Origin of the sequence: Psychrobacter sp. N25K4-3-2 (genome assembly GCF_015351755.1) — a bacterium.
In the GTDB taxonomy this organism is placed as follows: Bacteria; Pseudomonadota; Gammaproteobacteria; order Pseudomonadales; family Moraxellaceae; genus Psychrobacter; species Psychrobacter glaciei.
On sequence record NZ_JADKLX010000003.1, the window covers coordinates 161,907 to 174,675 of the forward strand.

General features: G+C 44.0%; 14 protein-coding genes. 3 read left to right on the forward strand and 11 right to left on the reverse strand.

Annotation, left to right across the window (positions count from 1 at the left end; genetic code table 11):
* Nucleotides 1-98: 98 nt before the first annotated feature.
* Complete coding sequence (locus IOD06_RS08570) at nt 99-707, reverse strand: class I SAM-dependent methyltransferase (protein ID WP_194620570.1); 609 nt, start codon at nt 705-707, stop codon at nt 99-101.
* A 366-nt stretch (nt 708-1,073) separates the two neighbouring features.
* Here IOD06_RS08570 and IOD06_RS08575 point away from each other — a divergent pair, with 366 nt between their 5' ends.
* Nucleotides 1,074-2,159 carry a type I restriction endonuclease gene (locus tag IOD06_RS08575; RefSeq protein ID WP_194620571.1) on the forward strand — a complete coding sequence of 362 codons (1,086 nt, stop codon included), beginning with the start codon at nt 1,074-1,076 and terminating at the stop codon, nt 2,157-2,159.
* Between the two features lie 265 nt (nt 2,160-2,424).
* Here IOD06_RS08575 and IOD06_RS08580 read toward each other — a convergent pair whose 3' ends face one another.
* From IOD06_RS08580 to recN, 8 genes are all read right to left on the reverse strand, one after another.
* Nucleotides 2,425-2,763, reverse strand: a complete 339-nt coding sequence (locus tag IOD06_RS08580) for a DUF3817 domain-containing protein (RefSeq protein ID WP_194620572.1) — start codon at nt 2,761-2,763, stop codon at nt 2,425-2,427.
* 44 nt (nt 2,764-2,807) lie between these two features.
* Nucleotides 2,808-3,746, reverse strand: a complete 939-nt coding sequence (gene xerD / locus IOD06_RS08585; RefSeq protein WP_194620573.1) for a site-specific tyrosine recombinase XerD — start codon at nt 3,744-3,746, stop codon at nt 2,808-2,810.
* A gap of 38 nt (nt 3,747-3,784) precedes the next feature.
* Complete coding sequence (locus IOD06_RS08590) at nt 3,785-5,011, reverse strand: methyltransferase (RefSeq protein WP_194620574.1); 1,227 nt, start codon at nt 5,009-5,011, stop codon at nt 3,785-3,787.
* A gap of 127 nt (nt 5,012-5,138) precedes the next feature.
* Complete coding sequence (gene tusA / locus IOD06_RS08595) at nt 5,139-5,465, reverse strand: sulfurtransferase TusA (protein WP_194620575.1); 327 nt, start codon at nt 5,463-5,465, stop codon at nt 5,139-5,141.
* A gap of 60 nt (nt 5,466-5,525) precedes the next feature.
* Nucleotides 5,526-6,005: a hypothetical protein gene (locus tag IOD06_RS08600; protein ID WP_194620576.1), complete on the reverse strand. Its 480-nt coding sequence runs from the start codon at nt 6,003-6,005 to the stop codon at nt 5,526-5,528.
* Between the two features lie 78 nt (nt 6,006-6,083).
* Nucleotides 6,084-6,611: a Holliday junction resolvase RuvX gene (gene ruvX, locus IOD06_RS08605; RefSeq protein ID WP_189584130.1), complete on the reverse strand. Its 528-nt coding sequence runs from the start codon at nt 6,609-6,611 to the stop codon at nt 6,084-6,086.
* 126 nt (nt 6,612-6,737) lie between these two features.
* Complete coding sequence (locus IOD06_RS08610) at nt 6,738-7,301, reverse strand: YqgE/AlgH family protein (RefSeq protein WP_010197721.1); 564 nt, start codon at nt 7,299-7,301, stop codon at nt 6,738-6,740.
* A 167-nt stretch (nt 7,302-7,468) separates the two neighbouring features.
* On the reverse strand, nt 7,469-9,148 hold the full coding sequence (gene recN / locus IOD06_RS08615; RefSeq protein ID WP_194620577.1) for a DNA repair protein RecN: 1,680 nt from the start codon (nt 9,146-9,148) through the stop codon (nt 7,469-7,471).
* 639 nt (nt 9,149-9,787) lie between these two features.
* Between recN and IOD06_RS08620 the strand changes: the two genes are divergently transcribed.
* Nucleotides 9,788-10,123, forward strand: a complete 336-nt coding sequence (locus IOD06_RS08620; protein ID WP_010197725.1) for a pyrimidine/purine nucleoside phosphorylase — start codon at nt 9,788-9,790, stop codon at nt 10,121-10,123.
* A gap of 198 nt (nt 10,124-10,321) precedes the next feature.
* On the forward strand, nt 10,322-11,092 hold the full coding sequence (rlmB, locus tag IOD06_RS08625; RefSeq protein WP_194620578.1) for a 23S rRNA (guanosine(2251)-2'-O)-methyltransferase RlmB: 771 nt from the start codon (nt 10,322-10,324) through the stop codon (nt 11,090-11,092).
* On the opposite strand, the gene coaE is transcribed toward rlmB, so the two are convergent.
* Both coaE and IOD06_RS08635 read right to left on the reverse strand, forming a co-directional pair.
* Nucleotides 11,055-11,741, reverse strand: coding sequence for a dephospho-CoA kinase (coaE, locus tag IOD06_RS08630; protein ID WP_194620579.1), 687 nt, complete (start codon nt 11,739-11,741; stop codon nt 11,055-11,057). The genes rlmB and coaE overlap by 38 nt on opposite strands.
* Before the next feature lie 124 nt (nt 11,742-11,865).
* The gene (locus IOD06_RS08635) at nt 11,866-12,768 is read right to left on the reverse strand and encodes an A24 family peptidase (protein ID WP_194620580.1); all 903 of its coding nucleotides are present in this window, start codon (nt 12,766-12,768) and stop codon (nt 11,866-11,868) included.
* Between the last annotated feature and the right edge of the window lies 1 nt (nt 12,769).

Here is a 12,769-nt window from a genome sequence, read left to right on the forward strand (position 1 = left end):
TTCACAAAAATTAGAGTAGCAAGGAGAAAGAGTACAAGTACTACGCATTGTAGGCTAAGCGATTTTGACACAGCTAATCGTATTTTTGGCGTTTGGTATTAGTCTTTGGTCGCCATTGTAATCGTATAGGTTTTGCCTTGCTTGACCTTGTCGCTATTGCCAAACACTTCGGTAAATGAGCGTTTCACGAATTGGCGCAAGCCATTGATTGTTACCACATAAAAACGGCCACCTTTACGCATGCGCGCATAGGCATCGAGGAAATATAGATAATGCTGCTCTTTACCCACTTTGGCAGGCAAGTTCGACATCACAAGGCTAAAGTCTTTGTCTTTTGCCACGTGATTGAAGCCGTTTGATAAATGTACATCGACATTATTAAGACCGTTTTTCTCACAATTTAGGCGCGCATATTCTACCGCCATAAAGTCTTTATCAATCAATGTATGCAGACCATTCGGACATTCACGCGCTGCCGTCATACCAAGCACGCCATAGCCACAGCCCAAATCGATTGAGTCATCATCCGCTTCAAAGTCAATATAATCAAGCAGCATCAAGCTACCATCATCGAGCTTTTGCGGTGAAAAAATACCCCATGTGGTCGCAAAATCAAACGGCTTGCCCAGTACATCTTGGCGAAAATTAATATCTTCACGCCAATGTTGGGCACTTTTCAACAGGTCAGCAGGGGGTCTATGGCTCATGAGATTCTCAGATAATGGATAAGTAAAAGGCGGTGCACTGCTCAGTTATGCAGCGTGCACATCATACGCGTATTGTAACGAGAAAAGAGCGGGTTTGCAGCTATGGATTAGTAGAATTATATGGTGGGAAATTTAGGTAGCGTACCTTATGACTTCGTAATAAAGTTTTAGGACTTGTAAGTATGTCATGTAATAGGAATTACGGAATGACTTTTGGTACAAATTTTGACTTAAGCTGTCAATTTCGTCGATACTAATTTTAGAGTTTATAAGCACACAGAATTTTACGAACAAAAATTCATTGCTAATATCTATTAACTCCGTTAGATTTGAGAAATATATTAAATATTATTTAGGGAAGAAATAATGGAATTATTTAATCAGTTGAAAGGACTAGCAGATAAAGTCGAAAACCTCAAAGATAAAATAGGCAATGAAGAAAGTACAAAGCATGCTTTTATATTACCTTTCATAAATATCCTTGGGTATGACGCTTTTAATCCTTTAGAAGTCGTACCAGAATTTACTGCAGATGTTGGCATAAAAAAAGGTGAGAAGGTAGATTACGCTATATATCAAAACGAAGCTCCGATATTAGTTATCGAGTGCAAGCACTGGAACTCGCCTTTAGATGTTAATAATTCATCGCAGTTATTCAGATATTTCCATGTTACTAAAACACGTTTTGCCCTACTAACTAATGGTATCGTTTATAAATTCTACACTGATTTAGTAGAGCCAAATAAAATGGATGAAAAACCATTCTTCGAATTCAATATCTTAAAGTTAAAAGAGGGTCACATAAAAGAAATAGAGAAGTTTCATAAATCAAATTTTGATGTTGATAAAATCGTCAACAACGCAAGTACTTTAAAGTATACCAGTGAAGTTAAAGCATTGATAAAGCAGGAAATGGAAAATCCTTCAACAGAGTTTGTTAGACATTTTGCAAGCCCTGTCTACTCAGGACGTTTGACGTCTGGAGTAGTACAAGAGTTTACAGATATTATCCAAAAAGCTTTTACTCAGATGATCAATGATAGTGTTAATGACCGTTTAAATGCGGCATTGAATAAAGAAGAAGAGAAGCAAAAGAGCCAAGCAGGTGAGTTATCTGACGATGAAGGCTTAGAAGAGGAAAACGATAATGGAATTATTACTACAGAAGAAGAGCTTGAAGGATATGGGATTGTGCTTGCGATTTTGAGACGCAAAGTTGCGAAAGATAGAGTCTATCACAGAGATACAAAGTCCTATTTCGGAATTTTACTAGATAATAATAATAGAAAACCTATATGCAGACTACATTTAGATAGAAGTGTAAAGTACATCACGATTTTTAAAGAAAACAAAGAGTCAGTCAAGGAGCAAATTAACTCTATTGACGATATTTACAACTATGAACAGACGTTGCTAAATATCGTTGACTATTACGACGCAGAAACGGTGTGAGGTAGATAGACTACCTTTGAAAAATAATTGGTTAGATCTTGATTATATTTTTCAAAGTAGTTGATCAGTTTGCCCTTTCAAATGATGCTCAGCATGCAAATTCTGTAATTTTGCCATCACAACATTGGTATAGTCAATCCACAGTAATGTCGATACAAGGAAACCGAGTGCAAGCTATACATTAGTATGGTTAGCGAGGTTATCGCTGTAGCGATTTTATAGTGGGCAGACTATATAGGTTTACGTGACCAAAATACTTGTGAAACTATTTTCTCAAACGCTTCTTAAGTAAATGATCAAACACAAACGGCCCAAATGGCAAGAAAGATCCAACTACGCCTGCAGGCATTGCCCACAGCGGCATTTTTATTTTGCTCGTTGCAATCAATAGCATCAAAATATAGGCAATAAACAATGCCCCATGCGCCATACCGACATATTTCACTGCTTCAGGAATACCCAGCATGTATTTTAGTGGCATGGCGATACCAAGCAATAATAAAAAAGAAGTACCTTCTAGATAACCCATGATGGTCAGGTTTTTGAGTGCAGAATTTTGCCTTTTTGTTAGGGTAGGCAGAGTAGATGGCTGAGCTTGCAACACGTTATATTCCTTTTACAATCATCAATAAATCTTTGATTTCGACTTTAACCGCGCGGATGATGCTCCGCATGCAACTTCTGCAATCTCGCCGTTGCCACATGGGTATAAATCTGCGTGGTAGACAAATCACTATGCCCAAGCAATAGCTGCACGCTACGTAAGTCCGCGCCATGATTGAGTAGATGGGTAGCAAAGGCATGGCGTAGCGTATGCGGTGATAACTCTTTATCGATACTAGCAACCTTGGCGTATTTTTTGAGCAAATACCAAAAGTTCTGCCGCGTCATGTAGCCACCTTGCGCAGTCAAAAATACAGCTTGGCAATTGCCAGATTTCAAATGCGCAATCAAATCACCACGAGCATGCGCCAGATAATCTTCCAACGCGTCCGTAGCATATTCACCTAATGGTACCAGTCGGGTTTTATTGCCTTTACCAGTGATTTGTAACCAGCCAGAGTTTAAATTGACTTGTTCTAGTGACAGATTAATCAGCTCGCTGACACGCAGACCGCAGGCATAGAGCACTTCTAGCATGGCTTTATCACGCAGTCCTAGCGCGGTGCTGGTATCGGGTGCAGCGAGTAGATTATCAACATCCCCTTCACTTAAGTCCTTTGGTAGTGGACGCCCAAGTTTAGGACTTTTGATACGCTCGCAAGGGTTGTCTTCACGCAGATTACTGGCAATCATCCATAGATAGAACTGGCGCAAGCTTGACAGCATACGTGCTTGAGTACGTGGGGTTTTGCCATCTTGGGTAAGGGTTGATAAGCAGTGCAGCACGTCATCAGGCTGCCAGCGGGTCAGGGCGATAGGATTGGTCAACTCGCAAGAGCGCAAATCGCGCACATAAGCATTACGCGTACGTGTTGCTAAACCACGCGCCAGCATCGCTTGACGAAACTCAGTGATATAAGTTGGTTCGTCGTCTACTGCCAGCGCTTTTGGTTGGCGCTGTTGTACGGCGCGGTCGCGACTCATAAGTGATGGCTCATAAAATAATGCTCAATTATTAAATATTAGGTAGGTTCTAAGCACCATAACGAGGTCACTTCCGCACTACGCGCCGCATATAGAGGATCAGTATCATCTTGGCTGCGACCATGCTTAGGTGTGGTATCGAGACGATATTTTACTTTCAAACCGCTATCTACAAACCAACCCAATAACTCATCGCGAGTACGTAATTGCAGATGTTCCGCCAAATCTGACAGAATCAACCAAAGCTCACCTTGCTTAGCTAAGTGAGACTTCGCGCCCTGCAAAAATCCACGCAGCATCGCGCTATTGGCATCATAAACGGCGTACTCTAAAGGCGAGCTTGGCTTAGCAGGTAACCAAGGTGGATTACAGACAATCAGATTGGCGAGAGGCGCATTAGTCGGATACAAATCTGCTTGCTGCAACTGTACGTTAGCCAATTGTAGGCGTGTAAAGTTTTCGCTGGCACAAGCCAAAGCACGTGGATTCAAATCCGTGGCAATCACCTGTTTGACACCGCGCTGCGCTAAGATAACGGCGAGTAAACCAGTGCCAGTACCGATATCATAAGCAACCTCATGAATTTTTGGCAGTGGTGCATCAAGCAATAGCGGTACATACTCATGCCGTGTTGGCGCAAAGACACCATAATGCGGGAATATCGATAGACCTAGGCTTTCAATCGGTACGCCTTTTTCGCGCCACTGCGCTGCACCAAGCGCCCCCTGCAAATCACGAAATGACAGCACGCATGATTCGTCTATCGTTTTATCCAACTGGCCAAAAGCTGCTGTGCAGGCCGCACTGACATCAGGCGCGCGGCGTAGCTGGCTGACATAATTGGCATCAAGCTCTAGTAGCAAACGGCTTAATATGCGCGAGCGCTGAGCTTGGATTTGGCGCTGTTGATGAAAGAGGTTGGGTATTTCTTTAGAGCTGGCTGAATCAGATTCTGCTGTAGACTTGGCTGCTTTGTTAGCCGCTTTCTTTATTTTACGCTGCTCGGAGCGCTCATTGGTACGCTCGATGCGCCGAGCGAGTGCCTGTAGTAATTGCTTGGCATTATGAAAGTCACCACGCCACAGCAGCGACGTGCCTTCGCAAGCCAAGCGGTAAGCTTCATCTGCGGTCGTTTTGTCGTCGACCAATACAATACGCGCAGGCGGTAGATGATTGCTTTCCGATAACCAGCGGGTATTATGGAAAGTGTCGTTTCCGTCTGTGTTTTCGAGCCACTGCACATATTGTTTTTCGGTTGGTAACACGTTATCTACCTTTAATTTGTGAATGGTATGTTTGGTACAAAGCAAAGATATCTTGATGCTATTAAGACACTGCTAGTTCTACATTTGAATCATCAAACAGACCCTATATAGAGCTAATTGAATGCGTTTAAATGTTCTTTTTCTTAACCAAATAACGATAAAGCGTGGCGCTGATTGGCGCGTCCTCATCGCCAGCGACCGTTATTTCATCAGGATCGACGTTTAGATTTACATTTTCAGCCAGCGTTTCTTGCTGGACAAGCTCATGCCCCAAATGACGGCAGAAGTTAGGAATGTCACGAGTGGTGGCTGGGTCGGTAGCGAGTATTTCAATTACCTCGCCAGCATCGGCTTTGCGGATGGTTCGATGCAGCATCATGACTGGCTCAGGACAGATCAGCCCTTGAGTATCTAAATGATGATTGATCGTCGTTTGCGTGGTAGAAGTGCTCATAATAGTCATTCAAATCGATAATATAAGGTGAAAGTTTTTTGCGGCATTTATAAGCATGTTTTACGCTTCTTCAGCGATTTCAGTGTCTTTTTCTACTTCTAAAAAATTAAAAAAGCGCTTAAAGCTTACTTTAAATAAAAACGCCACACCTAGCCAGCAGGACAACCCTAACCAAGCGGTATCAGCGAATAATAACCCACCAATCAATATGATGGTCGAGACGCCAATACTCATGGCAATCATCGAAGCTTGGTTTAAGCGATAACGATAAATTACCAGCGCATCATAAATAGTAATAGGAATCGTAAGCGCAACCAAGGCATAGGGCAGGTTATAGAAAAGTTGATAAAGCAGCTGATTGTCATGAAAGGCTTTGATACTGGCAATGGTGCCAAAGACCACAAAGGCGAGAATGGCGGCATGAATAAGATAAATCGCTATTTGATTCGCTCGCTGTGCGCCTTTGATACGGGCGATGGCAAGCGGGGCAAAACCATGTTGCGATTTTTTTTGCAGAGAGTGGTCTGAGACAGTGGTCATAATAATCAGGCATTTATCCGTGTAGAGTGACGATATGTCAGAAATTGGCGCTGTTTCAACAGCAGGCTTGTCGCTGATTTAATCGGCTTTGATGGCGTCGATGGCGATACTGCTACTCGGGTCAGCAAAGTAAGTCGACATCAGAATACAGGCAGAGATGTCATCGATTGGGTCGCGTTCATGCTTAATCCAACCATTATCCCACGCGATCTCACGCGCCGCCACTGAGGTCAGGCGCTCATCACAGAGGCTCACGACCACTGGTAGATGCTGTTCCATGACTCGATGCGCTAGGCGACGGGCAAATTTATGCGCACGCTTCGACAGCATTGAGCTGCTACCATCCATATTAAGCGGCAACCCCACCACCACTTTTGTTACACCCCAGACTTTGATAATACCTAGCAGATTATCCCAGTCCGGTTGACCATTATTCATGGCTAAAATATCAAAGGCACGCGCAGTCTCAGTAATGGTGTTGCCTAGTGCCATCCCCATTTTTTTAACCCCGTAATCGAGCGCCAAAATAAGATGAGGCTTAATAACTGGTTCCACCACAGAAGTGTCAGCAGTTTCGATTTCAGTGCTAGTATCAGACTCTACCATCATTATGCGCGCTTCCTGTTTCTGTTGGGCGTGATTCTTCTGTTGGGCGTGATTCATTTGGCTTAACGGCTTTAATTTGAATGCGGCTTTATTTAAAACGGATAATTTAACAATCATAACCAATCATTAAGCATGACCAATATCACTACTAAGGTAGTCAAAGTTAACGCCAATCTTATCAGCGGCGATTTGCCAACGTTCTTCAAATGGCGTATCAAACAATAAATTCAGATCAGCAGGACAGACGAGCCAGTCGCCACTAGCAAGCTCTTGATCGAGCTGTTTTTTACCCCAGCTGGCATGACCCAAGCACAGCTGATAATGACCAACGCCTTGACCGGCGGCGATACGCTTGAGGATATCTTGGCTGGTAGTAATACAGACATTCTCTGATATAGCAAAAGACGAGGCCCATTCTGGTTGACCCGTATGCAGCACAAATCCAACCTCTGGATACATCGGGCCGCCTTCTAATGCCACATCTTCCATCACTTGTGCATCTGTGACTTCAATGTCTAGATCTTCTAGCAGTTTGCCCACGCGTGCCTGCTCTAATGGACGATTGACCATCAGACCAAGTGCACCGTGTTTATCATGACGGCAAATATAAATCAGCGCCTGCTCAAACCTTGGGTCTGACAGTTCTGGTGCCGCGATTAAGAAATGATGGGTCAAATTGGCTTTAGACATAGAAACAAACGCAACCTAGTATTAAAGGTAAAATAACAGAGATGACACACCACTATATGGCGATACTGAGGTGAAAATCAACCAAAGCAAGTATTTAGCGGTTATGAGACGCTAGGGCGTGTCCTCATTTTTAAAATGAGGACACGCCCTAATGACGACAAGGTTCTTTACTTAACGTCCGTTAATAAACTGCGGGCGTGGTCGCGGGTAACGTCAGTGATGATCACACCACCAGACATGCGTGCCAGCTCATCGATTTGCGCGCTATCGGTCAGTATTAATAGCTCGCTTTCGGTTTGCTCGTCATGGTGTTTTTGTACCAAGATATGCTGATGCGCTTGCGCCGCAACTTGTGCTTGGTGGGTAATGGCCAGTAACTGCTGCGTCTGCCCAAGCGCGCGCAGCAGCTCACCGACCACTTGCGCCGTGCCGCCACTGATACCGACATCGACTTCATCAAATACCAGCATGGGCTTGGCAGCATTATTGTCAGCATTGGTTGCTTGTAATACCTGCATCACCAGTGCCATTCGTGACAGCTCGCCGCCTGAAGCGATTTTATGTAGTGGTTGCATCGGCATGCCGACATTGGCGCTAAATAATAGGTCAATATCATAGCAACCTTGCGCATTATATTGGCTAGGTTCGGTCTTTTTGGTAAAGACAAACTCGCAGCGCGCATTAGGCAAAGCTAGCGGTTGTAACTGTTTAACCAGTTGTTTACTGACAGTGGGCGCAGCTTTTGAGCGCTCTTTATTTAACTGCGTTGCTAGCGCAAGGTAATCTTTCCAAGCCTGTTCAATTTGCGCTGCCATGGCATCGCTGCTTGGCTCGTTTTCTAGCTGCTCTAATTGCGTCTCCCAACCTTTGGCTTCCTCGATTAAGTCGCTCGCTGGCAAGCTATGTTTACGAGATAAGCGATGACCTAAGCTGATAAGACTGTCTAGCGTTTGCAAACGCTCAGGGTCGGGCAGTTGTTGTTCAGCATAATCTGACAGTAAGCCCGTTACCTCAGTGATTTGCTGCTGTGCTAAATGCAGCTGCTCGGAGGCTTGCTCAAAGGTTTGACTGACGCTCATTTGGTTATCACAAAGCTTAATCGCCTGCCCGAGCAAGGTCATGACATCTGGCTCATCCGTGTCATTGTCAAGCAGATGCAAGCCATGACTGGCCTCGATCATCAAGGCTTCGATATTAGACAGTTCTTCGTGCTCCGCTTCGACTTCTGCATAATCAACCGCCAATAACGGCGCAATGTCAGCTAATTGACTCTGCAATAATTGCATACGGTCTTGGCGCTGAGCCTCACGGCTCGCAATGTCATCCGCACGGCGTTTAAGCTGCTGATAAGCTTGATAGCTGCTGGTCGTTTGTACAGCAAGTGGCGTGATTTGTGCCATCTCATCAAGCCATTGCACCACAAACTGAGGCTTAAGGAGCGCTTGCTGAGCATGTTGGCTATGAATATTAACCAGTAACGTACCGAGGTTTTTCAGTTCAGCCAAACTGACTGGCGTGCCATTCAACCACGCTTTTGAGCGTCCGGTATTGCTGAGCTGGCGACGAATCAATACTTCTGGCTCTTCTAATGGTCGGTCATTTTTGGCAAACCAATCGGCGACGACGCTGTTATTTTCCACATCAAACTGGGCATAAATATCAGCGTGCGCCGCGCCATGTCTGACCATCGCACTGTCTGCACGTTCGCCTGCACATAAAGATAGCGCATCCAGTAATAGCGACTTGCCAGCACCCGTTTCACCAGTGATGACATTAAAGCCTTCAGCCACACTCAACTCATGCTGAGCGATCAACGCAAACTGATGTAAAGTTAATGATACAAGCATCAACGCCTCTCATGACAGACAATTGACCTCGCATGAAATCATAAGAGGCCATATCTAAAATAGGATAAATAAAGGAATGAAGTCGTTCAGTTGATAATGTTAGTGAGACAAATATGGTTGGCAAATAGTATGATGTTAAATGCAATTAAATACAAATTTTAAAGCCATTAAATCCTGTAAGTCAATCTAAAAAGACTGTCGTAAAAATCCATTAAGCTTATGATAAATCTGTGATTACTATCTTAATGATGGTCTTTGTAACGGCAATAATAGGGAGGATAATCCTAATTAGGAGTCACTGTAATAGCAGGGTGTCAGTATAGTAGCGCATCAGCAATAATAGCTCTCAACGCTTCAGTCCTATAGGCGCAAGCCGATAATCTAAGCATGAATCATCAAGCATTCTTTAACCTAAAAACCAAATAAAATTTTCATTGCCGCTGTAACAAACTTTATAGATATAATGTGGTAGCATAATCTCACATAATGATAAACTCTTACCACTAGATTTTTAATCATTGTGCGTCATGACGTGTTGTTACCATATCGCAAATGAATAGTACAACCTAGGTAGAGTAAGCAATTAAATTCGTTACTTATTTTTTAGTTTGGCAATAATTATTTGATAAGGAAGCCACTATGACAGCGGCGCAATTTACCAGTGTAACAGTCAACGCCCAAGCCACGATATCGTATGATGGTCGTTGCTCAAGCCATACCATTATGTTTGAGGATGGTCGGCATAAGACATTAGGTGTGATCTTACCTTGCGACAACTTGGTTGAGCATTATCACTTTAGTACTAACACTTCTGAACGTATTGAGATCATCAGCGGCGAGTGTGAAGTCAAAATAAATGGTGATGAAGAATTCAGCTACTATCGTGCGGGACAATCATTCGTCGTTGAAGGCAATAGTGGTTTTAACTTACGCACAGAGGAAATCGTGCAGTATATCTGTCATTTAGAAGGTTGAGACTATCCCAAGTCAAAGTTTTTAAAAGACAATTTATAACGCCTAAGCCCTCAAAAAGAAATAAATCTTGCGATAAGGTTTATTTCTTTTTTTTGGTAACATTATTTTTTAAGCCCTTCATTAGTTGCTACAATTATCGTCATATTTCCCCTTTCTATCGCAGTGTGCGATACCCACTTTATAACCGGTAGTCCTATTATGGCAAAACCCATTTATTTCTATGGCATTCATGCTATTGACGCGTTACTCGAACACCGTCCTCTTGATGGCCTTAGCTTGTTTGTACAGCAAGGTCGCGAGAGTGACAGTCATGTCCGAGCGATTATGACGCAGGCAGCAGACAATGGCATCAGCATTCAACCGACGCAAAAAGACAAGCTCACGCAATTGTGTGGCAGTCCGCAGCATCAAGGCGTGGTGCTAAATGCGCGTCCGTTAGGTTTCGCTGATGAAGGCTTGCTTGATATTATTATCGGCCGTGAACAGTGCTTGTTATTGGTCTTGGATCAAATCACTGATGCACATAACTTTGGTGCGTGCTTGCGTACTGCTGTCGCGATGGGTGTTGATGCGGTGGTTTGTCCGAAACATCATGCGGCTAGCCTTACGCCTACGGTTGCTAAGGTATCGGTAGGGGCGGCAGAAATGATGCCTATTATTAGCGTCACCAATTTGGCACGTACACTATCGCAAATTAAAAACGCAGGTGTTTTTGTATTCGGTACGGCACTCAATGCAGAGGCGAAGCCAATACATGAGGCAGATTTGACGGGCAAGACGGCGATGATTATGGGGTCAGAAGGAGAGGGCATGCGCCGCCTGACGACAGAGAGCTGTGATGAGCTGGTTTATATTCCGATGTCAGGCAATGAACATGGCAACTTACAAAGTCTAAATGTAAGTGTTGCCACGGGCATGGCGCTGTATGAGGTTAATCGGCAGCGTACTTTAGCTGCTGGGCAAGCGTAAGATAGCTCTGATGTAGCGGCTCTAATTTTAGGTAGAGATCAGCCAAATTACCATCATTAAGCACGACATCATCGGCGTGCTGATTGCGCTCTTCACGACTTAGCTGATTGACCATAATGGCTTTAATTTTTTGTACGCTTTGTTCATCTCGTTGGCTGGCACGGGCTAGCTGAGTATCTACCGCGGCATCCATGACTAAAATACGCTGGCACAAGTTAGCCAGACCCGCCTCCGCCGCTTCAATAAGTAGTGGCGCTGACAACACCACATAAGGTGAGGTACTGGCGGCCAGCTGTAATTTTGCGGTTTCACGTATCGCTGGATGGGTAATCGCCTCTAGCTCAATGAGTGCCTCAGGGTGGGTAAACACATGAGTGCGCACGGCGGCACGATCCATTTCACCATTGTCATTTAATACCCAATTACCAAACTTCTTCTGGATTTTGCGTAGGGTTGAGCTGCCTTTAGCAACGACCTGATGAGCAATGACATCCGCATCAATAATATCAATGCCTTGTTCAGCGAACCAATCACTGGCAGCAGACTTGCCACTACCGATGCCCCCTGTTAAGCCAATGACTAAGGTTTTGCTTTTCTTTTGCGAGGTCTGAGGCTCATGAGAATAAGGTGAAGATGCTTGTTTTGACATAATAATGACTTATCTGCTCGATATAATGACAGTGATGGTTGTAAGTTGAGACAGTATTTTGATGCTTATTTTAAAATTTGATGCTTGTTTTAAGAGGAGCGATCAAAACACTTTCTAAGACAATCTAGTAAGTATACATGCCAAGATACCAGTTGACGATATCTGAGCCATATAATAAAGCAACAATACCAGCGATAGCGATGTAAGGGCCAAAGGCAAACGGCTTGCTCTCACCTTGTTTCTTCATCAAGATAATCCCAACGATTGAGCCGAGCAAGGAAGACAGTAAAATAATCAATGGCAGCATCATAGGCCCAAGCCAAGCACCCAATACCGCTAGTAGCTTAAAGTCGCCTTGTCCCATACCGTGTTTTTTGGTGATGAGGAAAAATACCTTGACCACTATCCATAGTGATAAAAATCCAAACAATAAACCCCAAATAGACTGAGTTGGCGAGACAAACCAGCTTTGCGAATTGACAGCCAATCCTAAGCCCGCTAAAGGAAAGGTTAGGCGATCTGGTAGTAGTTGGGTATCAAAATCAATACCGGTTAGCGCAACCAATGTCCATACTAAAACTAAGGCTGATAACCCAGCGGCACTGACCCCAAACTGATAGATGACCAATATTGACAGCAATGCAGTCACTAGCTCAACCACAGGGTAACGCAGGCCGATAGGAGCTTTACAATTCGAGCAGCGCCCACGTAACACTAGCCAGCTTATTAAGGGTATGTTTTCGTACCACTTTATTTTGTGCGCGCAGTGAGGGCAGCGTGACGCTGGTCGACTCAACGTAATAGGGGTGTCCGCTGCGACGATATCGGTCAATGGTATGGTATGCTCTTGCGGCATGTCTGCTTGCTGAGACATAAATTCACTGCATTCTTGACGCCAGCTATAGACCATCATCAGTGGCATACGGTGAATCACCACATTTAAGAAACTGCCCACACAAAGGCCCAACAGACCAAATACGACTAACGCTACCGTCATATTATTTTGTAGTAATTCTATAAATTGCATT

What these genes read in the sequence shown, in the direction of transcription:
- IOD06_RS08570 (WP_194620570.1), bottom strand. Translation starts at nt 707, where the DNA reads ATGAGCCATAGACCCCCTGCTGACCTGTTGAAAAGTGCCCAACATTGG.
- IOD06_RS08575 (WP_194620571.1), top strand. Translation starts at nt 1,074, where the DNA reads ATGGAATTATTTAATCAGTTGAAAGGACTAGCAGATAAAGTCGAAAAC.
- xerD (WP_194620573.1), bottom strand. Translation starts at nt 3,746, where the DNA reads ATGAGTCGCGACCGCGCCGTACAACAGCGCCAACCAAAAGCGCTGGCA.
- tusA (WP_194620575.1), bottom strand. Translation starts at nt 5,465, where the DNA reads ATGAGCACTTCTACCACGCAAACGACGATCAATCATCATTTAGATACT.
- IOD06_RS08600 (WP_194620576.1), bottom strand. Translation starts at nt 6,005, where the DNA reads ATGACCACTGTCTCAGACCACTCTCTGCAAAAAAAATCGCAACATGGT.
- ruvX (WP_189584130.1), bottom strand. Translation starts at nt 6,611, where the DNA reads ATGGTAGAGTCTGATACTAGCACTGAAATCGAAACTGCTGACACTTCT.
- IOD06_RS08610 (WP_010197721.1), bottom strand. Translation starts at nt 7,301, where the DNA reads ATGTCTAAAGCCAATTTGACCCATCATTTCTTAATCGCGGCACCAGAA.
- recN (WP_194620577.1), bottom strand. Translation starts at nt 9,148, where the DNA reads ATGCTTGTATCATTAACTTTACATCAGTTTGCGTTGATCGCTCAGCAT.
- IOD06_RS08620 (WP_010197725.1), top strand. Translation starts at nt 9,788, where the DNA reads ATGACAGCGGCGCAATTTACCAGTGTAACAGTCAACGCCCAAGCCACG.
- rlmB (WP_194620578.1), top strand. Translation starts at nt 10,322, where the DNA reads ATGGCAAAACCCATTTATTTCTATGGCATTCATGCTATTGACGCGTTA.
- coaE (WP_194620579.1), bottom strand. Translation starts at nt 11,741, where the DNA reads ATGTCAAAACAAGCATCTTCACCTTATTCTCATGAGCCTCAGACCTCG.
- IOD06_RS08635 (WP_194620580.1), bottom strand. Translation starts at nt 12,768, where the DNA reads ATGCAATTTATAGAATTACTACAAAATAATATGACGGTAGCGTTAGTC.